The organism is Pseudochrobactrum sp. Wa41.01b-1, assembly GCF_019464455.1.
GTDB lineage: Bacteria > Pseudomonadota > Alphaproteobacteria > Rhizobiales > Rhizobiaceae > Pseudochrobactrum > Pseudochrobactrum saccharolyticum.
Genome location: NZ_CP080493.1, coordinates 113,750 through 136,970, shown reverse-complemented (window position 1 = coordinate 136,970; position 23,221 = coordinate 113,750). Strand labels below are relative to the sequence as shown.

Here is a 23,221-nt window from a genome sequence, read left to right as displayed (position 1 = left end):
AGCCATTATTCGTACCTCAGCGCTTCAACAGGATCGAGTTTGGCCGCACGCCAAGCCGGAAAAATCGTTGCAATAAATGACAAGAACAGCGCCATACCAATAACAGAAAGCGTTTCGCTGAGATTCATTTCAGCAGGAAGCTGACTCAGGAAATAAAGCTCCGGATTAAACAAAGTTGTGCCCGACAACCATGAGAAAAATGCACGGATACGCTCCACATTGAGGCACACGACAACGCCGAGTACCACGCCTGCCAGCGTGCCCGTGACACCGATCGCCGCACCGGTCATCAGAAAGATGCGCATGATTGCACCGCGGGTTGCGCCCATTGTGCGCAGGATCGCGATATCACGCCCCTTATCTTTCACCAGCATAATCAGGCCGGAAATAATATTGAGTGCCGCAACAAGAACGATCAGCGTAAGGATCATGAACATCACATTGCGTTCAACCTGCAAAGCCGAGAAGAATGTGGCATTACGCTGGCGCCAGTCTGTCAGCATCACAGGGCGTTCTGCCGCCTCTTCCACACCGGCACGCAGATCATCAACCTTGTCCGGATTATCGGCAAAGACCTCAATCGACTGCACACGGTCTTCCTGATTGAAGAATAATTGCGCCTCAGCCAAAGGCATCAGCACAATAGACGCATCATATTCCGACATGCCGATCTCGAAGATCGCCTTGATCGGATAGGCTTTGGTACGGGCATTGACACCAAACGGCGTTACGTCACCATCCGGTGAAATGATTTTCAGATCGTCACCGACACCAAGACCGAGATTCTGCGCCATACGGGTACCAATGGCCACACCGTCAGACGTGTCAAAGCTCGCGAAAGTACCGGATTTCACATTCTTGGCGATCAGCTCAAGCTTATTCACATCTTGCTCGCGCAAACCACGCACCAGCGCACCGGTGCCCGCACCGATACTGCCCTGCACCAGAGCCTGCCCCTCAACAACCGGAATAGCGAATTTCACGCCTTGCAGCGCATCCATACGCTTCACCAGATGATCGTAATCTTCCAGCGGACTGTCGATCGGCGCAACAATCAGGTGGCCGTTGATACCGAGAATACGGTTGAGCAGCTCCGTGCGGAAGCCGTTCATCACCGCCATAACGATGATGAGTGTGGCCACGCCGAGCATGATGCCGGTGAATGAAAAACCGGCAATCACAGAAATAAAAGCCTCGCGACGGCGGGAACGCAGATAGCGCCATGCAATCATACGTTCCAGTGAGGAGAATGGTCCGGTGCCCTGACGTTGTGCCTGAGCTGCCGGTTTCTTTTCCTGTTGTTTCTTTGGCAATTTATCGAGCAATTGCGCTCCCCCGTTGCCTTGATTTCCACCTGTCGCAGGCTTTTTGAACATTACTGCCCCGCAGTCAGAAGATTGATTGCGGCTTCAACAGTCATAGTCTGACGTTCACCGGTCTTACGATCTTTGACTTCAACTTCGCCATTGGCAACGCTGCGCGGACCGGCAATGATCTGTACCGGCACGCCAATCAGATCCATGGTTGCGAATTTCGAACCCGGACGGTCGTCGCTGTCATCCAGTAAAGGATCAAGACCGGCATTGGTCAGGGCTTCATAGAGTTTTTCAGAGACTGCATCGCAAGCTGCATCGCCCGGCTTCATATTGACGATACCTGCACCAAACGGCGCAATAGCTTTCGGCCAGATGATACCGTTTTCGTCATGGGATGCTTCAATCGTTGCAGCAACCACGCGCGACGGGCCGATACCGTAAGAGCCCATGGAAACCAGATGTTCTTTGCCATCCGGTCCCTGCACTTTCGCACCCATTGGCTCGGAATATTTGGTGCCGAAATGGAAGATGTGACCAACTTCAATACCGCGTGCAGCAACCTGATTACCTGCATCGACTTTTGCCCATGCGGCTTCATCATGCATTTCTTCCGTTGCAGCGTAAGGCGTTGTCCACTGGTCAACGATAGATGCCATTGCCGCATCATCGAAGAAGTCGATATCCGCACCCGGCACTTTCAGATCGAGATAAGCGCGGTCACAGAAAACCTGACTTTCGCCGGTATCCGCCAGAATAATAAATTCATGGGACAGATCGCCGCCGATCGGGCCGGTATCCGCACGCATCGGAACCACCTGCACGCCAATACGGGAGAATGTGCGCAGATAAGAAACGAACATGCGGTAGTAAGCAGCTTTCGCACCTTCGTAATTCAGGTCGAAAGAATAAGCATCTTTCATCAGGAATTCGCGCGAACGCATCACGCCGAAACGCGGACGCACTTCGTCACGGAATTTCCACTGAATGTGATAAAGGTTCAGCGGCAGGTCTTTATATGAACGCACATAGGAGCGGAAAATATCAGTGACCATTTCTTCATTGGTCGGACCGAACAGCATTTCACGCTCGGAGCGGTCTTTAATGCGCAGCATTTCCTTGCCGTAAGCATCATAACGGCCGCTTTCGCGCCACAGATCAGCAGACTGGATTGTCGGCATCAGAATTTCATTACCGCCAGCGCGGTTCTGCTCTTCACGAATGATCGTATTGACCTTGTTCAGAACCTTCAGACCCAGCGGCAGCCATGTGTAAATACCGGCTGACTGCTGGCGGATCATCCCCGCACGCAGCATCAGACGATGGGAGACAATTTCTGCCTCTTTTGGATTTTCTTTCAGGATCGGCAAAAAGAATCGCGACATACGCATGGAGGAACCACCGGAAATTGCTCCCGATCCCGTTAGAATCAGGAAAAAACACATAAAATCTCTCGTGTTTATTAACCACTTATCATGGCAATGAAAACCCGTCTCACGCAGAGCGGAGCCAGCAAATCTTCAGTCACGAAGGCATGCAGACCTGACGGATAAAGCCTGCCAAATTATGGCAGCGCCCGATGATTCCTTATATTTCAGGAGATCGGGATAAAAATAATGTGAGCTTTACAGCATTTCCCGCTGCCTGAACGGCAAAAGACAGGTTCAGCTTCAGTTTTATTTATTTGTGACAAATTTTTTACATTTTTGATTTTCATCCAAAAAGCACTCTAAAAACTGCAATTCTTATGAAAATTTCATTTTAAATCGAATTAAAAACATTGAATTTTGCTTTTCGGCTTCAATTCTTATGGCATTTTTGTGTCCGTGCTTAAAAAAACGCGTGACAACTGATATTTCTCATTCTATTTTCCAAGCAACGACAACAGAGAGCAGGCTTAACTACTCTCTCACGCGGTCAAAGTCTTGGGAGGATGCAACTCAGGCGCGGTATTTCGCAGCCGCCTGTAACAAGGAAACGAGTTGGACGCGTATTTTATCAGCAAGGCTAACGCCTTGCTTTTTTTTACATCTTAATAATACAAATATAGTGTGATTATAAACTCCGGCTTTGCTTCATCACGATAATAAAGCAATTCTCCTCAAAACTCATGTCATGCAAGGCCGTGCTATTCAGTGATGCTGGTGTCGGTCATAATTATTTGATTACGATATGTTTTAGGTGCAATCCCCGTCACCCGTAAAAATTCGCGATTGAAATTCGATTTGGTGAGAAAGCCGCTGGCAAATGTGATCTGCGTCACCGGCTCATCCGTATCCCGTAGCAAACGACACGCCTCCTCCACGCGAAAATTATTCACATAAACCGATACGCTGATCCCGCGACACCGGTTAACTGCCTCAGAGACATGGCGTGGTGGCCTGCGTAGCCGGTGAGCAATGCGCTTCAGGTTGAGCTCCATATCCTTATAAAGCTGTTTATCCCGCATCAGCGCATCCAGCTCAGTCACAATGGCCAGATGCTCATCTGTTGTCAGCGCAGTCTCAGATGTAAGTGCAGGTGCCTTCCCCTCATCCCGTTCATCCTCATCGGCATTGGTGCGATTATTCAGTGCCACACCAGCCGCCGCTCCCAATACCAGCAGCGACAAAATATTGGTGACCAGAATGATCGAGGGGGAATAGCGGCCGCTATTCCAGAGAAAATCAAAATTAATCAATATATCGACGATTACAGAGCCGATCAGCATAGCGGCGGTTATCTGCATCGCCCGATAGGAGCGCATGACCCCGTCTAGCCGCGCAGCAATCAGCACATCCGGCCCCGCAAAGCTCAGGCGCAGCAGAGCCAGACCATAGGCCAAAAATATCATGATAATTGCCAGTGCCGCCAGATCACGGCGTATAAGCAGCAACACAAACACCGCCAATACCGGCAGCAAATGCGGCCAGATTTTATGCGCCCGCAAAGCATCATCACTATTCTGCACCGTGAGACTGCGAAAACTTAAATAAGACAATCCGGCAATTATCGACGCCAGTAAAATCTGCACGGGCAGAACAGCAAGGATATCATAGCCCCAGCGCAAGCCGAGCAAAACCGATTGCAGCATATAGGTGCCGATCAGCGCGATGAAAAACATATCCGCACGGCTTCCCGCCTCGCGATTGCGCAAGAGCTGCACCAGTATAATCGCCAGCAATATTGTCAGCACAAATGGCAGCGGAATAAAAATCATCGGCAAATATCTCGGTCTTGTCTTATCTTGCGATCAGGAACATGAAGCAAAACACGTTATGCGTCGACCTTGATCCTGTTTCAGGTCGCAGAAATACACAGCCCGGCAAATGATCCCTGCATTATCAACGCAGTCAGGATCAAAATTATGGACTATATGCTTCTCTCAATTTTACTTTCAGCCATTCTCACGCTCAGCGGTTGCAGCAATGAAACAAGTACATCGGAAAAATCCGTGGCAACCGACGGCATAAAGAGCGTAACGATCAGCGGTGATGCCAGTCTTATCCGCTTGAACGCAAAAGACGATCAGAAACAACAGGCTGTCATGAGTGCCAAGCCATCGGGCTGGCTTTCCGGCTGGTTCTATAATGACTGTAAATCCAAAGGCGAGATGATTGTCAGCGGCCAGACATTGCTGATTAAAGCGCAAAACAGCGGCTGGTATGACCTGTCCGAATGCAGCACTTATCTGCAAATCAATCTGCCGCGCAATGCAGGCGTGACGATTAATCAGCCTGCTTTCAAAGGGGACTTACAGGGACAATTTGCCGATCTGAATATAGAGACCCGTGCCGCAGATATCAGCCTGCAAGGCTCTGCCACATCAGTCAGAATTCGCGGCGATGCTTTCCGCACCAGACTGCAATTTGACGGTACAACAGAGCCACAACAGATTGATATTGCAGGGCGTGCGCTGGATACGAGTCTGATTTTCCCGAAAGGTACTTCGATCAGTTATCGTATCCATTCCAAAGCCTCGCTGCTCGATACCAAGCTGCCGAATACGCAAGGAGCAAAGCCGGAAATCGTGATTTCAGGCGATTATGCGCGCACAGAAATCCAATAACAATTATCGAATAGCACTATAATTACAGCGTCTTATGGCAAATATTTCAGAATGAGATTCACAGTTCAGGAAAGAAGTGCGGGATATCGTCCAGCCCGTAACCGAGCTTCTGCGTCACAAACCAGAACAGGCCGAAAATCACTGTCGCAAGGATGGTCGTACGCAGAAAAGCCAGCCAGATCCGCGGGCGCGCCGGTGCGCTCGCGACTGTCCCGCGCACAATATTATTCTCTTCTGCCTGTGTACGCAGACCGAAAGGCAGCATGGCAAACAGACTTGTCCACCAGATGATAAAATAGATCGCCATTCCGGACATAACAGACATATTTTTCCTCCCCGCATAATTCTCTTAAAGGACTATGCATCATTATTGACCGTAGCATAGAGCAGCGAAAGAACACGGGCAAGAGACAGCATCACGCAGTTTCTCACAATGCTACGCATAAAAATGCCAGCTTCAAATTTCAGGCAATGCGCTTAACCTGCTTATTATTTCGAATAATATCAGGTCATTAGCCGATGATACGCAATATATTTCTCTACATTATAACATTCATATTATGCAGCATTGTCAGTTTCATTCCTGCTGCCAAAGCGCAAGAATCCGACGCACAACAACTGGCAAAGAAACTGGCCAATCCGGTTTCCAGTCTTATAAGCGTGCCTATTCAAAACACTTATACCTGTTGTACCGGCGCAAATAATGCCGGCCGTTTTACCACCAATATTCAGCCGGTTATTCCCTTTTCCCTCAATGCCGACTGGAATTTGATCGTGCGCACGATCGTGCCAATCAGTCATCAAAGCTCCCCTGCGCCGGATATCGGAGCGAAATTCGGACTGGGTGATACGGTACAGAGCTTTTTCCTGTCTCCGGTTCAGAAAACAGATGGCATCATCTGGGGTGTGGGACCGGCCTTTCTGTGGCCAACCGCCACCAATGCCATGCTTGGCAACCAAAAATGGGGCGCAGGCCCGACAGTTGTTGTACTCAAACAACAGCATGGCTGGACTATGGGTGCGCTGACCAATCATATCTGGTCCTTTGCCGGAGAAAGCGACCGGCAGAATGTCAGCGCCACACTGATCCAGCCTTTTATCAGCTATACTTTTCCCAATACGGTCGGCTTATCGCTCAACAGCGAGATGACCTATGACTGGACGAATGAGCAATGGACAATACCGGTTGATCTCGGCATTTCCAAAGTTTTCACCTTCGGCAAGCAACATGTCAGCCTTGGTGTTACCGGCCAATATTACGCCAGCAAGCCGGATAATGGTCCTGAATGGGGCGCTCGTTTTACAGCGACATTTCTGTTTCCTAAATAAAAACCGCCGGTGAATGGCTCACCGGCGGTACAATATTTATTCTGAACAGAAACGATCAGGCTTCCGGAATACGAGTGACAAAAACCGTGGTCACCGGTTTTTTACCCCAGACATCATTAGCTGCAGCACGCACTGCACGCCGCGCGGCTTCACGCACCAGCTCGATATCCTTGCGACGCGCACGCGGAATACTGTCGACAGCGCTGACGACTGCATCATAAAGCAGGTCTTCAATCAGATTGCGCTGACTATCTTCTTCCGGCAAACCAAAGGCCACAACCTCCGGCTCATCATAGATTTTATGCTGATTATCGAGAAGAATGGACACCGATACATGACCGACATAAGCCAGCTTGCGGCGCTCGGTGATGCCCATTTCATCTTCATCACCGATCAGGCGGCCGTCTTTATAGATGCGGCCATAAGGTGCTTCATCAATAATCTTTGCAGGGCCCGGTGCTAAACGCAGCACATCACCGTTACGCACCTGTGCCACATCCGGAATACCGGCCTGTATGCCCAATGTGCCCTGCGCAACCAGATGCGCGGCTTCACCATGCACAGGCACCAGAATTTGCGGGCGCACCCACGCATACATGCGCTTCAGCTCATTGCGGCGCGGATGACCGGAAACATGCACAAGCGCATCATCATCCGAAATGATTTTGATGCCCTGCTCGATCAGCATGTTTTTGATTTCAATGATCGATTTTTCATTGCCCGGAATAGTACGCGACGAGAAAATCACCGTATCACCGGCGGTCAAAGCCAGTGAGCGCATTTCATCGCGCGCCAGCTTGGCCAGCGCAGCGCGTGGTTCACCCTGACTACCGGTCAGCACCATCACCACATTTTCACGCGGGACATAGCCGTAATCTTCCTCGGAGAGAAATTCCGGCAGACCTTCCATATAGCCAAGCTCGGTTGCTACCGAGATACAGCGCTTCATCGAACGGCCAACCACCAGCACCTGACGACCGGCATCACGTGCAGCTTCGGCAATCGAGCGGATACGCCCGACATTGGAGGAGAATGTGGTGATTGCCACACGGCCTTTGGCATTCTCGATCAGTTCGCGCAGGCTTTCCGATACCTGACGTTCGGATGGCGATTCACCCTCGCGCATCGCATTGGTACTGTCGCAAACCAGTGCCAGCACACCTTCATCACCAAGCTGCTCAAAGCGGTTTGCATCAAGTACAGGCCCGAGCGACGGCTCCGGATCAATCTTCCAGTCGCCCGTATGGATTACACGGCCAAGCGGCGTGGTAATCGCCAGCGATACCGGCTCAGGAATGGAGTGCGTAACGGCCAGCGCTTCAATCTTGAATGCGCCGACTTCAAAGCTTTCACCGGCGCGGAACACAGTCACCGGAATTTCCGGCGCATTATATTCAGCCTGACGTTTGGCTTCGAGCAATCCGGCGGTAAACGGGGTCGCATAAACCGGCAGGCGCAGACGCGGCCAGAGATCCAGCAGCGAGCCATAATGATCTTCGTGCGCGTGGGTAATGATAATCCCGCGGATATTATTACGCTCGGCTTCCAGATAGCGGATATCCGGCAGGATCAGGTCAGCCCCCGGCAATTCAGGACCGGCAAAACTCACGCCCATATCGATAATGATCCATTCACGCGCATGTTCCGGCCCGTAGCCATACATTGCGAGGTTCATACCGATTTCGCCTACACCGCCCAATGGCAGGAACACCAGTTCCGCTTTGCCATTCACAGCGCTATCGTTTTGCACATCATCCAAACGGGACTGGGGCATTCCCCCTCCTCAATAAATATTACTTCCGACACATTATCATGTGGCACTTTCCATGCTCTTTTAAAGACAGAGCCGGATGCGCAGAGGCATGACAATGCAAATTTAGCATTATAATTTCATGACCGCTAAAGTGATTTGAAGCAAGAATAGTTCTCAAAAATTCTCAACTTACAAAAAGAAAACTGAAGTTTTGCACTTCAACTTAACAATTATAGCAATACCGGCCTTTTAGCAGTTCACAGCCTGCACTTCATTACAGGATGCTTTAGCGTGTTTCAGCACCAAAGAAAACCTCACCGGCTGAGATCGTCTGTTTTCGTCCCTGCGGCAGTGTCAGAACCAGATGGCCCTGTGGATCGATCGAGGAAAAGGTGCCTTCCAATGTCTCGCCACCACTTTGCACCCGAATGACTTCCCCCAGCCTTGCCGCATGGCGCAGCCAATGGGTACGGATAGTTTCCAGACCCTGACCGTTATTCCACAAAGCAAAGTTCACAGCAAAGCGCTCTGCCAGCGCCTGCAAAAGCTGTTCTGCACCCTGTGTATAGCCATTGGCTTTCAGACTGCTCACCGCATAGGGCACGCCTTCCGGAATATGCAGCACATTCACACCAATGCCGATAACCAGAGCCTTGCGACCGTCTTTCAGCAAAGCGGATTCAAGAAGAATGCCCGATAGTTTCGCGCCATCAGCCAGCACATCATTCGGCCATTTCAACTGAAATCGTGTCTCTGTCTCCGGCAGCAATTGCTCAACGGCCTCAACCAGTGAAAGACCGGCGACGAAGCTCAGTGTGGCAGCCAGTTCCAGCGGATAATCATGTATAAGCAGCAAGGTTGCAGCGAGATTACCGGTCTGTGTTGACCATTCACGACCACGTCGACCACGGCCGGAGCGCTGATCCTTCGTCACATACCAGACAGCACTTTCAGCTCCTGTCTGTGCTTCAGCCAAGGCCTCTGCATTGGTTGAGCCGATATATTCAAATTCCTTTAGCCCGTAACCGGCAGCAATTGTTTTCTCACTCAGAACAAAACTCATCATGCACCTTACAAAAAGAAACGCCCGGCATAAACCGGGCGTTTATAACATGCTTATTCAGATCGTATCAGAAAAATGCTTTGGCAGCATTTGTCGCCCAGATCATGATCGGCGAAGCGATCAGCGCATAGAGCAGAACGAAAGCTGCAGATACGCCCATCACCAGTTTCAGCTCACCGGCAGGTGCTTCAAGACCACCTGCAGGCTCATCAAACCACATGATTTTGATAACGCGCAGATAGTAGAAGGCACCAACAACGGAAGCCACGATACCGATAACCGCCAGCGGCACCAGACCAGCCTGAACAGCTGCAAGGAATGTGTACCACTTACCGAAGAAACCGGCCAGCGGAGGAATACCTGCAAGCGAGAACATGAAGATGGTCATGATTGTCGCCATCACCGGATTGGTACGGGACAAACCGGCCAGATCATTGATCTCTTCAACTGTACCGCTCTTGTTACGCATTGCCAGAATGAATGCGAATGTACCCAGTGTCATCACCAGATAGATCAGCATGTAAATAGCAACGCCGCGCACACCGTCTACAGTACCGGCAGCAAGACCAACCAGAGCATAACCAACATGGCTGATGGAAGAATAGGCCATCAGGCGTTTGATGTTTTTCTGACCGATCGCCGCGAAAGCACCGAGGATCATCGAAGCCAGAGCCACGAAAACGATGATCTGTTGCCAGTCAGCGGTCAGCGGTGCAAAGGCCCCCATGGTCACGCGTACCAGCAATGCAATAGCAGCCATTTTCGGAGCAGCAGCAAAGAAAGCGGTTACAGGGGTTGGCGCGCCTTCATAAACATCCGGCGTCCACATATGGAACGGAACAGCGGAGATTTTGAATGCCAGACCAGCCATGATGAAGACCAGACCGAAGACCAGACCCAACTGACGCTCGCCGCCGGTAACAGCAGCAGCAATATCAGCAAAGTTGATTGTGCCGGTGTAACCATAGACCAGAGAAATACCGTAAAGCAGCATACCCGAAGACAGGGCACCGAGAACGAAATATTTCAGACCGGCTTCTGTGGAACGTACGCTGTCGCGGTTGAAAGCGGCCAGCACATAGAGCGCCAGCGACGACATTTCGAGGCCGAGATAGAGAGCCAGCATATTGTTGGCGGATACCATCAACAGCATACCGACAGTCGACAGTACAACCAGAACCGGAAACTCAAACTTGTTGAATTTCTGGTCTTTGGCAAAGCCGACCGACATGATCAGCGTGACGACCGAACCGATCAGTGTCAGCACTTTCATGAAACGGGTGAAGCTGTCGCTGATAAATGCCGAGCCGAAAGCAGCGCCGTCAGCAGGGAAAACCAGCACGAGTGCGAGCGCACCCAGCAGCAATGCTACGGAGAGACCCGTAACAATGGTGTTGGCACGGTCGCCGGAAAATACACCCACCATCAGCAGCACTAGCGCGCCAACTGCGAGCAGCACCTCTGGTGCAGCGAGAGTAAGGTGGGCAATCAGATCGGTGTACATCGCTTGATGCCCTCGTCTTAATTTGCAACAGGCATGGCAACACTTGCCACAGCCGCATTGTAGTTGGTGACCAGAGCGTCAACGGCACTCGCAGTCGCATCAAAGACCGGAACCGGATAGACACCGAATAAGATCGTCAGAATGACGAGCGGATACAGGATCGCTTTTTCACGTGGTGAAAGATCCAGCAGCGCTTTCAGGCTTTCCTTATCAAGCGCACCGAAAATGACGCGGCGATAGAGGTACAGCGCATAGGCAGCCGACAGAATAACACCGGTTGTTGCAATCACAGCAATCCATGTATTGGCCTGGAAAACACCGAACAGTGTCAGGAATTCACCGATAAAGCCGGAAGTCCCTGGCAGACCAACATTGGCCATGGTGAGGATCAGGAACACAACCGCATATTTCGGCATGTTATTGACCAGACCGCCATAGGCCGAGATATCACGTGTATGCATGCGGTCGTAAACCACGCCAACGCAAAGGAACAGACCGCCGGAAATGATACCGTGCGACAGCATCTGGAACAATGCACCCTGCACACCTTGTGCATTGGCAGCAAAGATACCCATGGTCACATACCCCATATGGGCAACGGACGAATAGGCGATCAGCTTTTTGATATCGGTCTGAACCAGAGCCACCAGAGAGGTGTAAACAATGGCGATAACCGAGAGCCAGAATACGAAAGGTGCAAAATCAGCGGAAGCCAGCGGGAACATCGGCAGCGAGAAACGCAGGAAGCCGTAGCCACCGAGTTTCAGGAGAATACCCGCCAGAATAACCGAACCGGCTGTCGGCGCTTCAACGTGCGCGTCAGGCAACCATGTATGAACCGGCCACATTGGCATCTTCACCGCGAAAGAAGCGAAGAAGGCCAGCCACAACCATGTCTGCATTGATGCAGGGAAGTCGTAAGCCAGAAGGGTCGGAATATCCATTGTACCGGCGGTGAAATACATTGCCATCATAGCAATGAGCATCAGCACCGAGCCCAGCAGCGTATAGAGGAAAAATTTCAGGCTGGCGTAAACGCGGCGCTGACCGCCCCACACACCGATGATGATGAACATCGGGATAAGGCTGGCTTCAAAGAACACGTAGAACAGGAACATATCCAGTGCGCAGAACACACCGATAACGAGCGTTTCAAGGATCAGAAACGCAACCATATATTCCTTGACGCGGAAATCTACCGACTTCCAGCTCGCCAGAATACAGAACGGCATCAGGAATGCGGTCAGCACCACAAACAGCATGGAAATACCGTCCACACCCATGTGATAGCTGATGCCTTCACCGAACCATGCATGTTTCTCAACCATCTGGAAACCGGCATTTGAATTATCAAAGCCTGCCCAGATCACCAGAGACAATGCAAACACAAAGATTGTGGTCAGAAATGCAACATTACGGATATTGCGGCGCGCTGCCTCGCTGTCGTCCTTGATCAAGAGGATCAAGAACGCACCTACGAGCGGCAGAAACGTGACCGTTGAGAGAATTGGCCAGTCGGTCATCAGAAAGAGCTCCCGATCATCATCCAGGTGACGAGCGCGGCGACACCGATAAGCATCGCGAATGCGTAGTGATAAAGGTAACCGCTCTGCAGTTTAACAACGCGGTTGGTAATGCCGACCACACGAGCCGCCACACCATTCGGACCCATGCCGTCAATGATCTTGGTATCACCGGTTTTCCAGAGGAAACGGCCAAGAGCCATGGCAGGTCGCACGAACAGGAAGTCATAGAGTTCGTCGAAATACCACTTGTTCAGCAGGAACTGGTACAGACCGGGATGACGGGCTGCAATTGCCTTCGGTGTTTCCGGCGAACGGATATAGAAAGCCCAGGCAAAGATGAAACCCAGTACCATTGCGATGAATGGTGAGAATTTAACCCAGGTCGGCACACCATGGAAGTCATGCAGGATGTGGTTATCCGCACCGGTGAACAGAGCGCCCTTCCAGAAGGCATCATAATGATCGCCGAAGAAGTAACCGACGAAGAAGAAGCCTGCGAAAAGCGCACCAACTGCAAGAACGAACAGCGGTACCAGCATAACCGGAGGAGAATCATGAACGTGATGCATAACTTCAGCGGTTGCGCGCGGCTTACCGTGGAAAGTCATGAAAATCAGACGCCATGAATAGAATGATGTGAATGCAGCAGCGATCACCAGCAGCGTGAAGGCAAAGCCCGATGCAGCTGAATGCGAAGCAAATGCAGATTCAATAATCGCATCTTTGGAGAAGAAGCCGGCAGTACCGATAACAGTGCCCGGAATACCAAGACCTGTCAGCGCCACAGTACCGATGATCATCATCCAGTAAGTGGTCGGGATCAGCTTACGCAGACCGCCCATACGACGCATATCCTGCTCGTCAGATACCGCATGGATCACCGAACCGGCGCCCAAGAACAGCAGAGCTTTAAAGAATGCGTGTGTGAACAGGTGGAATACGGCAGCGCCGTAAGCGCCAACACCGAGTGCCACGAACATATAACCGAGCTGCGAACAGGTCGAATAAGCAATAACGCGCTTGATATCGTTCTGTACCAGACCAACGGTCGCGGCAAAGAATGCAGTGATCGCACCGATAATGGTTACAACCAGCAGAGCTGTTTCAGACTGTTCAAAGATCGGCGACATACGCGCAACCATGAACACACCTGCGGTCACCATTGTCGCCGCGTGGATCAGAGCCGACACAGGTGTCGGGCCTTCCATCGCATCAGGCAACCATGTGTGCAGCAGGAACTGCGCCGATTTACCCATCGCGCCCATGAAGAGCAGCAATGCTACAACTGTCAGAGCGCCTTGTTTGTCGAGTTCAAAACCAAGGAAGCTCAGCACAACCTGCGATGCATTTTCACCGGCAGCATAATTCTGGGCTGTCGAGAAGATCGTGGCATAATCCACGGCGCCAAACAGAACGAAGATACCGAAAATACCAAGCAGGAAGCCAAAGTCACCAACGCGGTTGACCACGAAAGCTTTCATCGCAGCCGCATTGGCCGAAGGTTTCTTATACCAGAAGCCGATCAGCAAGTAGGATGCAAGACCCACGCCTTCCCAGCCGAAGAACATCTGAACCAGATTGTCAGAGGTTACCAGCATCAGCATCGCAAAGGTAAACAGCGACAGGTAAGCAAAGAAACGCGGACGATGCGGATCGTGATGCATATAGCCGATCGAGTAGATGTGTACGAGCGCAGACACGCTGTTGATAACAACAAGCATGATCGCGGTCAGTGTATCCACACGGATTGCCCAGTCAAAAGACAGGGTACCGGAAGTCAGCCAGTGCAGAACCGGCACACGGACAGGCTCGGAGGAGCCCATTGCAATAGTAAAGAACGCAACCCATGACAGCGCAGCCGCAATCACGAGGAAGCCGGAAGTGATATATTCGCTGGCTTTGGCTCCGATCTTATTGCCGAACAGACCGGCAATAAGAAAACCAAGCAGCGGAAGGAAGACGATCGCGTAGTAGAGCATCTGCCCGTCAACCTTTCATGACATTGACATCTTCCACCGCAATAGAACCACGGTTACGGAAGAACACGACAAGAATAGCAAGACCGATTGCCGCTTCAGCAGCTGCAACAGTCAGGACGAAGAGTGCGAAAACCTGCCCGACCAGATCGCCGAGCGTTGCGGAAAACGCAATGAAGTTCAGATTGACCGAGAGAAGAATAAGCTCGACCGACATCAAAATGACGATCACATTCTTACGGTTGAGGAAAACCCCGAAAACGCCAAGCGTAAACAGGATCGCCGACACGGTCAGATAATGTTCGATACCGACTACCATCATGAGGCTCCTGTTAAATACCCTTGCCTGTTTCGACTTTTTTGATCTCGATCGCGGTTTCCGGTGTACGGGCAACCTGCGCAGGGATCGACTGACGTTTGACGCCTTCTTTATGACGCAGGGTCAGCACAATCGCGCCGATCATCGCCACCAGCAGGATCAGGCCGGCAATCTGGAAGTAGAAAACGAAATCCGTATAGAGAATGTCGCCAAGCGCCTGTGTATTCTGGCGTGTCGCCACATCAGGGATCGGATAAGCGGCATTTGCTGCAATTTTCGGCGAGAAGATCGAGGCGGAGAATGCCAAAATCAATTCTGCCAGCAGAACCACACCGACCAGAGCACCAACCGGCGCATGTTTAAGCGCACCCTGTTTGAGCTCAGCAAAATCCACATCCAGCATCATGACGACGAAGAGGAAGAGAACCGCCACAGCACCGACATAAACAACCACAAGGATCATTGCCAGGAATTCAGCGCCCGTCAGCAGGAACAAAGCCGCTGCGTTGAAGAATGCCAAAATCAGAAACAAGACCGAGTGAACGGGATTGCGTGCGGTGATAACCATCAGCGCACTCGCAATCATGATGAAGGCGAATAAATAGAAAAACGCCGCCGCTATACCTGTCAGCATGGGGTTCCCCAATATCCTTTAACTTGGCAAGGCAACTTGCCTGTCCTACCACCTCATATCCCACAGCCAAAAACCGCGACATGAGGCAAAACTTCAAGCACAACAGCCATGAGCACCAAAAGCTCCGGCTATTGCACCAACTTAAATATTCAGCTCCGCCCTCTCCGGACAGAGGAACTCATCTTAGCGATCCGATGGCTTAGCCCATCTTAGCGATAAGGTGAGTCCATCGCGATATTGCGCGCAATTTCACGTTCCCAACGGTCACCATTGGCAAGCAGCTTTTCTTTATCATAGTAAAGCTCTTCGCGGGTTTCCGTGGCGAATTCGAAATTCGGCCCTTCAACAATCGCATCCACCGGACAGGCTTCCTGACAGAAACCGCAATAGATGCATTTGACCATATCAATGTCATAACGCACGGTGCGGCGGGTTCCGTCATTGCGGCGCGGACCAGCTTCAATTGTAATTGCCTGTGCCGGGCAGATCGCTTCGCAAAGCTTACAGGCGATGCAGCGTTCTTCACCATTCGGATAACGGCGCAGAGCATGTTCACCGCGGAAGCGCGGTGAAACAGGACCTTTTTCATGCGGGTAGTTCAATGTTGCCTTAGGCGCAAAGAACTGACGCATGGAGAGAAAGAATGCTCCGACGAATTCTTTCAGAAGCAGTGATTTAGCGGCTTGAGCGATAGAAGCCATGTGATGTCTCCTTAACCTACGAGGCCGGTAAATTTGAGGAATGCAGCGGTTGCCACAACCATGAACAGCGAGATCGGCAGGAATACTTTCCAGCCCAGACGCATCAGCTGGTCATAACGGTAACGCGGTACGAATGCCTTCACCATCGCGAACATGAAGAAGCACATGCAGAGCTTCAGCATGAACCAGACAATGCCCGGCACCCATGCGAGGAACCATACATCCACGATTGGCAGCCAGCCGCCAAGGAACAGAATGGTCATCAATGCGCACATCAGAGTGATGGCAACATATTCACCGAGGAAGAACAGCAGGAACGGTGTCGACGAATATTCGATCATGTGACCGGCAACAAGTTCGGATTCCGCTTCAACCAGATCGAACGGAGGACGGTTGGTTTCCGCCAGTGCCGAGATGAAGAAGATCACGAACATCGGGAAAAGCACGAGCCAGTTCCAGTCGAGGAACGAATTCGGCAGACCCAGCGAAGTACCAAGACCTGTGGACTGAGACATTACGATGTCGGTCAGGTTCAGGGAACCGGCAACCAGCAACACTGTTACAATCACAAAACCGATCGAGACTTCATAGGAAACCATCTGCGCTGCGGAGCGCAGTGCGCCGAGAAACGGATATTTCGAGTTTGAAGCCCAGCCGCCCATAATCACGCCATAAACTTCAAGTGAAGATATAGCGAGAATATAAAGGATACCGACATTGATATTGGCAATTGCCCAGCCTTCACTGACCGGAATAACTGCCCATGTTGCCAGTGCCAGCAGTGCCGAAATAAACGGCGCCAGCAGGAACACGGCTTTGTTGGCACCCGATGGGATGATCGGCTCTTTGAATACGAATTTCAAAAGATCCGCAAAAGCCTGAAACAGTCCCCAAGGGCCGACAACGTTTGGTCCCCGACGCAACTGTACCGCAGCCCAGATCTTACGATCTGCATAAAGCAGATAGGCTACAACAATCAGCAATACGACGAGCAGAACGACTGACTTCAGCGCTATGATCAGCGCCGGTAAGACGTAAGCTGCAAAAATACCGTCCATTTTCCCGTCTCTCTCTTACAGCACTGCGTAGTTTTAGTCCCACGCAAGGGCAAGCTGTAAACCTTATTTATTCAGAGCATTTCCAGTTTAATGAAAAAGTGAAAATGCTCTGTTTTTTGTTTACGCAATTTCGGACGGAAAACCGGTTCCCACTTTTCCTGAAATTGCTTTGCAATATCAGCTCCTTAAACCCGAAAGCTTAAGGAGCTGTATGCATCAATGCTTATTCGGCTGCCTGCTGGAAGCCACCCTTTGCCAGCGCGGAACATTCAGCCATCACAGCTGAAGCACGGGCAATCGGGTTTGTCAGATAGAAATCTGTGACAGGCGAAGCAAATGCAACGCCCTTTACCGGAACTGCTTTTGCACCGAGAGTTGCGATATCCGCAACCTGACCGGCAGCCACTGCGTCAATCTGAGCCATATGCGGATAGTCCGCATAAAGCGCTGCACGCAGCTGAGCCAGACTGTCAAACGGCAGTTTCGCGCCCAGAATATCAGACAATGCACGCAGAATTGCCCAGTCTTCCTTGGCTTCACCCGGAGCAAAACCGGCACGGTTTGCCAGCTGTACGCGGCCTTCCGTGTTTACATAGGTACCGGATTTTTCTGTATAGGTGGAACCTGGCAGGATCACATCAGCAGCGTGGGCACCGGCATCACCATGGGTGCCGATATAGACAACGAAGCTCGAACCTTTGTTGGACAGATCCAGTTCATCTGCACCGGCAAGGAACAGCACATCCATCTGGCCGACCATGTCAGCAGCTTTAACGCCACCCTCACCCGGCACAAAGCCGAGATCAAGTGCGCCGACGCGGGCAGCAGCAGTGTGCAGAACCGCAAAACCGTTCCACTCTTCGCTCACTGCGCCAACGGCATTCGCCAAAGCAGCAGCCTGAGCCAATACAGCTTCACCGGTTTCACCGGTCAATGCACCCTGACCGATCAGGATCAGCGGACGCTGTGCATTTTTCAGCACATCAAAGAACTTGTCTTTGCCGCTTGCTACCTGAGCCAGCGTATCAGAACCGGCGCCGAGATAGTTGTAAGCGTAACGCAGATCTGCCTGTTCACCGATCAGACCAATCTGCAGTCCACCCTGACGCTGACGCTTCAGAATACGTGCATTGAGCACCGAAGCTTCAAAACGCGGGTTGGAACCCACGATCAGAATCGCATCAGCCTGCTCGATACCTTCAATCGTCGGATTGAAGATATAAGAAGCACGGCCGAATTTAGGATCAAGCGCAACACCATCCTGACGGGCGTCAATATTGACGGAACCGAGTTTGGTCATCAGGCTCTTCAATGCGTAGAGTTCTTCCACATTGGCCAGATCGCCGGCAATCGCGCCGATTTTGGCAGCTGAAGTCTTGGCAACAGCAGCTTTAACCGCAGCAAATGCCTCGCTCCAGCTTGCAGCCTGCAGACGACCATTGACGCGAACATAAGGGCGATCAAGGCGCTGGGTGCGCAGACCATCCCAGATGAAACGGGTCTTGTCGGAAATCCACTCTTCGTTCACCTGTTCGTTCAGACGCGGCATAATACGCATCACTTCACGACCACGGGTATCAACGCGAATGTTTGAACCAAGAGCATCCATCACGTCGATAGATTCGGTCTTGTTCAACTCCCAAGGACGTGCCTGAAACTCATAAGGCTTGGATGTCAGCGCACCGACCGGGCACAGATCAATCACATTGCCCTGCAGTTCAGAGGTCATTGCGCGTTCGAGATAGGTGGTGATTTCAGCATCCTCACCGCGACCTGTGAGGCCGAGCTCGGAAATACCGGCAACTTCCGTGGTGAAACGAACGCAGCGCGTGCAGTGAATGCAGCGTGTCATGATCGTTTTGACCAGAGGGCCGATATATTTGTTTTCAACAGCACGTTTGTTTTCGCGGTAACGCGAACCATCGGTACCGAAAGCCATCGCCTGATCCTGCAGATCGCACTCGCCGGCCTGATCGCAAATCGGGCAATCCAGCGGGTGGTTGATGAGCAGGAATTCCATCACACCTTCACGGGCCTTTTTGACCATAGGTGTGTTGGTGAAGATTTCAGGTGTTTCGCCGTTCGGGCCCGGACGCAGATCGCGTACGCCCATAGCGCAGGATGCAGCCGGCTTCGGCGGTCCGCCTTTAACTTCAACCAGGCACATGCGGCAATTGCCGGCAATGGAGAGGCGTTCGTGGAAACAGAAACGCGGCACGGTAGCGCCAGCCTCTTCGGCTGCCTGAAGAAGCGTGTAGTGATCGGGTACTTCGATCTCGTTACCGTCAACTTTGATCTTTGCCATCGCTTGTCCAAACCTGCGGCACTTGCCGCATTCTTTTAAACCCGCGGCATCCGCCGCATCATATTAATTCTGCGGCAATGCCGCTTCATGACTGAACGGGCAGACCGCAACCGGCCTGCCCTGAAGCTTATTCCGCAGCTTCGAGCCGGATATTACGGCTCTGAACAGCATTGCGGGTATAATCATCAATACGCTTTTCAATTTCCGGACGGAAATTACGGATCAGACCCTGAATTGGCCATGCAGCCGCATCACCAAGCGCACAAATCGTATGACCTTCAATCTGCTTGGTCACATCGAACAGCATGTCGATTTCGCGCTTCTGCGCGTTACCGGTAACCATGCGTTCCATAACGCGCCACATCCAGCCTGTACCTTCACGGCAAGGTGTGCACTGACCGCAGCTTTCGTGCTTGAAGAAGGCCGACAGACGGGCAATCGCTTTGATGATGTCGGTTGACTTATCCATAACGATAAGACCGCCGGTACCGAAAGACGACTTAACATCGCGCATACCGTCGAAGTCCATGATGGCGTCCATCATGTTTTCTGCGGTAACCACAGGACAGGATGCACCGCCCGGAATAACTGCCAGCAGATTGTCCCAACCGCCGCGGATACCGCCGGCATGTTTTTCAATCAGTTCGCGGAACGGAATACCAAGTGCTTCTTCAACAGTGCATGGTGTGTTCACATGGCCGGAAATCTGGAACAGCTTGGTGCCCACATTGTTCGGACGGCCGATAGAAGAGAACCATGCACCGCCGCGACGCAGAATGGTCGGAGCAACTGCAATCGATTCCACGTTGTTCACAGTGGTCGGGCAGCCGTAAAGACCCATATTCGCAGGGAACGGGGGTTTAAGGCGTGGCTGGCCTTTTTTGCCTTCAAGGCTTTCCAGCAGCGCAGTTTCTTCACCGCAGATATAAGCGCCCGCACCATGGGAAACGAAAACGTCCATATCCCAGCCGCACTTGTTGTTTTTGCCAAGCAGACCGGCTGCGTAGCATTCATCAATTGCTGCCTGCAGGGCTTCACGCTCACGCATGAATTCACCGCGGATATAAATGTAAGCTGTATGTGCGCCCATTGCGCAACCGGCAATCACGCAGCCTTCGATCAGCGTATGCGGATCATGGCGCATGATATCACGGTCTTTACAGGTGCCCGGCTCCGATTCGTCGGCATTGACAACGAGGTAATGCGGACGACCGTCGCTTTCCTTCGGCATGAAGGACCATTTCATGCCGGTCGGGAAGCCCGCACCGCCACGACCGCGAAGGCCCGAAGCCTTCATCTCATTGATGATCCAGTCACGGCCTTTTTCGACAAAACCTTTGGTATTGTCCCAATGGCCACGGGACATAGCGCCTTTCAGCGACTTGTCTTTCAGACCATAAATATTTGTAAAGATGCGATCTTTATCAGCCAGCATCAATCAGCCCTCCGCTTTCGGATTGCCATCAGTCAAAGATGTCAAGCCACCAATCGGCGCAGAGAAATCACGGTCGATCTGCGGACCCGGCTTGATGGTATCGCCCTTGCCTGCTTCAAAAGCATCAATGATTTCTTCAAGGCGTTCAGGTGTCAGGTCTTCATAAGCGTCTTTGAAGATCATGACCATCGGCGCATTGACGCAAGCACCCTGACATTCAACTTCTTCCCAAGACAGCGTGCCCGAAGCATTTGGTGTCAGCGGATCATGATGAATTTTGTGCTTGCACACTTTCATCAGCTCTTCAGCACCGCGCAATGCGCATGGTGTTGTACCGCAAACCTGAATATGGGCGCGTGTACCAACCGGCTTGAGCTGGAACTGGGTATAGAATGTTGCCACTTCCAGAACGCGGATCAGCGGCATTTCCAGCATAGCTGCAACATGCTCAATCGACGCTTTGGTAACCCAGCCATCCTGTTCCTGCGCACGCATCAGCAGCGGAATAACCGCAGACTGCTGGCGACCTTCAGGGAATTTCTTAATTGTCTTTTCAGCCCAGGCCTGATTTTCCGCATTAAACGAAAAGCTGGCCGGCTGAACGGAATCATCTGCGAGACGACGGACGGACATCAGCGGTCTACCTCACCAAACACAATATCGAGCGAGCCAAGGATCGCGGAGACGTCGGCCAGCATATGACCGCGACACAGGAAATCCATGGCCTGAAGATGAGCAAAACCCGGTGCACGCAATTTGCAACGATACGGTTTATTAGTGCCGTCAGACACCAGATAAACACCGAATTCACCCTTCGGTGCTTCCACTGCGGCATATACCTCGCCTTCCGGCACATGGTAACCTTCAGTGTAAAGCTTGAAATGATGGATGAGAGCTTCCATCGAGCGTTTCATTTCGCCGCGTTTCGGCGGAACAATCTTATTGTCCATATTCGACACAGGGCCGACGCGCTCTTTGCCGAGCAGCAATTCACAGCACTGGCGCATGATGGAAGCGGACTGACGCATTTCTTCCATACGGATCAGATAGCGGTCATAGCAGTCGCCGTTCTTACCGATCGGAATGTCAAATTCCATTTCATTATAGCATTCATAAGGCTGCGATTTACGCAGATCCCATGCTGCACCCGAACCGCGCACCATGACACCGGAGAACCCCCATGCCCATGCATCATCCAGCGACACAACGCCGATATCAACGTTACGCTGTTTGAAAATACGGTTGCCGGTAATCAGATTGTCCAGATTGTTCAGCGTCTTGAAGAACGGATCAATCCAGTTGGCAATATCCTGAACCAGCTGCTCAGGCAGATCCTGATGAACACCGCCCGGACGGAAATAGGCTGCGTGCATACGGGCGCCGCAAGCGCGCTCATAGAACACCATCAGCTTTTCACGCTCTTCGAAGCCCCAGAGCGGCGGTGTCAGTGCACCAACGTCCATAGCCTGTGTGGTTACGTTCAGCAGGTGATTGAGAATACGGCCGATTTCCGAGTAAAGTACACGGATCAGCTGACCGCGCTTCGGCACATCAATACCGAGCAGGCGTTCAACCGCCAGCGCATAAGCGTGTTCCTGATTCATCGGCGCCACATAATCGAGGCGGTCGAGATAAGGCACAGCCTGCAGATAGGTTTTGGCTTCCATCAGCTTTTCGGTACCGCGATGCAGCAGACCGATATGCGGATCAACACGCGCCACAACTTCACCATCGAGCTCGAGCACCAGACGCAAAACGCCGTGCGCCGCCGGATGCTGCGGGCCGAAGTTGATATTAAAATTTCTTACTTGTGTCTCAGCCATTCTCGGCATCCTGTGTAGAGGCAAAAGCTGCCAGAAACTCTGCTTCCGTCATTTTGCTCGTATCATTGGCAAAAGCGTAACTATCAGGCTTACAGTCGATATAAATCTCTGTTGTAAACCTGAATTGCGAAGGATTTTCAAACGCCTGAACGGAAACAACATTATGGGAACCATCCTGCATGCGCCACATCAGAGTGGAGCCGCAGACTTTGCAGAAACCGCGTTCACCCCATGCGGATGAACCGTAAAAGCCGAGATCATCACCTTTGGTGACTTCAAGACTGTCTCCGCAATCCACACAGAGAAACACACCGCCGGACCAACGGCGGCACATTGAACAGTGGCAGGCGCCCATTTCGTCATTCACAGGCTTCGCCGAAAACTGCACTGAACCACAGAGGCAGCGACCTTCCAACTTAGCACCATCAGACATT

At 51.7% G+C, this 23,221-nt stretch carries 20 protein-coding genes; 2 read left to right on the top strand and 18 right to left on the bottom strand.

Going from position 1 to position 23,221, the window contains the following annotated elements; genetic code table 11:
• Positions 1-5 precede the first annotated feature (5 nt).
• The 3 genes from K1X45_RS00705 to K1X45_RS00695 all read right to left on the bottom strand — a co-directional run bounded on the left by K1X45_RS00705 (position 6) and on the right by K1X45_RS00695 (position 4,512).
• The gene (locus tag K1X45_RS00705; RefSeq protein WP_255561012.1) at positions 6-1,232 is read right to left on the bottom strand and encodes a lipoprotein-releasing ABC transporter permease subunit; all 1,227 of its coding nucleotides are present in this window, start codon (positions 1,230-1,232) and stop codon (positions 6-8) included.
• A gap of 143 nt (positions 1,233-1,375) precedes the next feature.
• Positions 1,376-2,704, bottom strand: coding sequence for a proline--tRNA ligase (gene proS, locus K1X45_RS00700; RefSeq protein ID WP_022711724.1), 1,329 nt, complete (start codon positions 2,702-2,704; stop codon positions 1,376-1,378).
• 737 nt (positions 2,705-3,441) lie between these two features.
• On the bottom strand, positions 3,442-4,512 hold the full coding sequence (locus K1X45_RS00695) for a helix-turn-helix domain-containing protein (RefSeq protein ID WP_220159500.1): 1,071 nt from the start codon (positions 4,510-4,512) through the stop codon (positions 3,442-3,444).
• Positions 4,513-4,659: 147 nt separating this feature from the next.
• Between K1X45_RS00695 and K1X45_RS00690 the strand changes: the two genes are divergently transcribed.
• The gene (locus K1X45_RS00690) at positions 4,660-5,361 is read left to right on the top strand and encodes a hypothetical protein (protein WP_220159499.1); all 702 of its coding nucleotides are present in this window, start codon (positions 4,660-4,662) and stop codon (positions 5,359-5,361) included.
• A gap of 58 nt (positions 5,362-5,419) precedes the next feature.
• On the opposite strand, the gene K1X45_RS00685 is transcribed toward K1X45_RS00690, so the two are convergent.
• Positions 5,420-5,686, bottom strand: a complete 267-nt coding sequence (locus K1X45_RS00685; RefSeq protein ID WP_220159498.1) for a DUF1467 family protein — start codon at positions 5,684-5,686, stop codon at positions 5,420-5,422.
• A gap of 194 nt (positions 5,687-5,880) precedes the next feature.
• Between K1X45_RS00685 and K1X45_RS00680 the strand changes: the two genes are divergently transcribed.
• Positions 5,881-6,690 carry a transporter gene (locus K1X45_RS00680; RefSeq protein WP_255560468.1) on the top strand — a complete coding sequence of 270 codons (810 nt, stop codon included), beginning with the start codon at positions 5,881-5,883 and terminating at the stop codon, positions 6,688-6,690.
• 55 nt (positions 6,691-6,745) lie between these two features.
• Here the strand turns inward: K1X45_RS00680 and K1X45_RS00675 are convergent, their stop codons facing one another.
• The 14 genes from K1X45_RS00675 to K1X45_RS00610 form a co-directional block, all read right to left on the bottom strand.
• Positions 6,746-8,464, bottom strand: coding sequence for a ribonuclease J (locus K1X45_RS00675; protein ID WP_220159497.1), 1,719 nt, complete (start codon positions 8,462-8,464; stop codon positions 6,746-6,748).
• A 265-nt stretch (positions 8,465-8,729) separates the two neighbouring features.
• A complete protein-coding gene (locus K1X45_RS00670) occupies positions 8,730-9,509 on the bottom strand; it encodes a biotin--[acetyl-CoA-carboxylase] ligase (RefSeq protein ID WP_220159496.1) in 780 nt (259 codons plus the stop codon).
• A 64-nt stretch (positions 9,510-9,573) separates the two neighbouring features.
• Positions 9,574-11,010 (bottom strand): NADH-quinone oxidoreductase subunit NuoN, encoded by a 1,437-nt coding sequence (nuoN, locus tag K1X45_RS00665; RefSeq protein ID WP_151159306.1) that lies wholly within the window; start codon positions 11,008-11,010, stop codon positions 9,574-9,576.
• A 17-nt stretch (positions 11,011-11,027) separates the two neighbouring features.
• Complete coding sequence (locus K1X45_RS00660; protein WP_220159495.1) at positions 11,028-12,533, bottom strand: NADH-quinone oxidoreductase subunit M; 1,506 nt, start codon at positions 12,531-12,533, stop codon at positions 11,028-11,030.
• Positions 12,533-14,515, bottom strand: a complete 1,983-nt coding sequence (gene nuoL, locus K1X45_RS00655) for an NADH-quinone oxidoreductase subunit L (RefSeq protein WP_220159494.1) — start codon at positions 14,513-14,515, stop codon at positions 12,533-12,535. The genes K1X45_RS00660 and nuoL overlap by 1 nt, the downstream gene beginning before the upstream one ends.
• 7 nt (positions 14,516-14,522) lie before the next feature.
• A complete protein-coding gene (gene nuoK, locus K1X45_RS00650) occupies positions 14,523-14,831 on the bottom strand; it encodes an NADH-quinone oxidoreductase subunit NuoK (RefSeq protein WP_022711734.1) in 309 nt (102 codons plus the stop codon).
• A 13-nt stretch (positions 14,832-14,844) separates the two neighbouring features.
• Positions 14,845-15,465 carry an NADH-quinone oxidoreductase subunit J gene (locus K1X45_RS00645; RefSeq protein ID WP_022711735.1) on the bottom strand — a complete coding sequence of 207 codons (621 nt, stop codon included), beginning with the start codon at positions 15,463-15,465 and terminating at the stop codon, positions 14,845-14,847.
• 209 nt (positions 15,466-15,674) lie between these two features.
• Positions 15,675-16,166 (bottom strand): NADH-quinone oxidoreductase subunit NuoI, encoded by a 492-nt coding sequence (gene nuoI, locus K1X45_RS00640; protein ID WP_022711736.1) that lies wholly within the window; start codon positions 16,164-16,166, stop codon positions 15,675-15,677.
• A gap of 11 nt (positions 16,167-16,177) precedes the next feature.
• The gene (gene nuoH / locus K1X45_RS00635; protein WP_022711737.1) at positions 16,178-17,224 is read right to left on the bottom strand and encodes an NADH-quinone oxidoreductase subunit NuoH; all 1,047 of its coding nucleotides are present in this window, start codon (positions 17,222-17,224) and stop codon (positions 16,178-16,180) included.
• 223 nt (positions 17,225-17,447) lie between these two features.
• Positions 17,448-19,529, bottom strand: a complete 2,082-nt coding sequence (gene nuoG, locus K1X45_RS00630; protein WP_220159493.1) for an NADH-quinone oxidoreductase subunit NuoG — start codon at positions 19,527-19,529, stop codon at positions 17,448-17,450.
• A gap of 127 nt (positions 19,530-19,656) precedes the next feature.
• Positions 19,657-20,964: an NADH-quinone oxidoreductase subunit NuoF gene (nuoF, locus tag K1X45_RS00625; RefSeq protein ID WP_075655572.1), complete on the bottom strand. Its 1,308-nt coding sequence runs from the start codon at positions 20,962-20,964 to the stop codon at positions 19,657-19,659.
• A 3-nt stretch (positions 20,965-20,967) separates the two neighbouring features.
• On the bottom strand, positions 20,968-21,597 hold the full coding sequence (gene nuoE, locus K1X45_RS00620; protein WP_022711740.1) for an NADH-quinone oxidoreductase subunit NuoE: 630 nt from the start codon (positions 21,595-21,597) through the stop codon (positions 20,968-20,970).
• A complete protein-coding gene (locus tag K1X45_RS00615) occupies positions 21,597-22,787 on the bottom strand; it encodes an NADH-quinone oxidoreductase subunit D (protein WP_022711741.1) in 1,191 nt (396 codons plus the stop codon). Before K1X45_RS00615 ends, nuoE begins: the two co-directional genes overlap by 1 nt.
• Positions 22,780-23,220: a GFA family protein gene (locus K1X45_RS00610; protein ID WP_220159492.1), complete on the bottom strand. Its 441-nt coding sequence runs from the start codon at positions 23,218-23,220 to the stop codon at positions 22,780-22,782. Before K1X45_RS00610 ends, K1X45_RS00615 begins: the two co-directional genes overlap by 8 nt.
• Position 23,221: the final 1 nt, after the last annotated feature.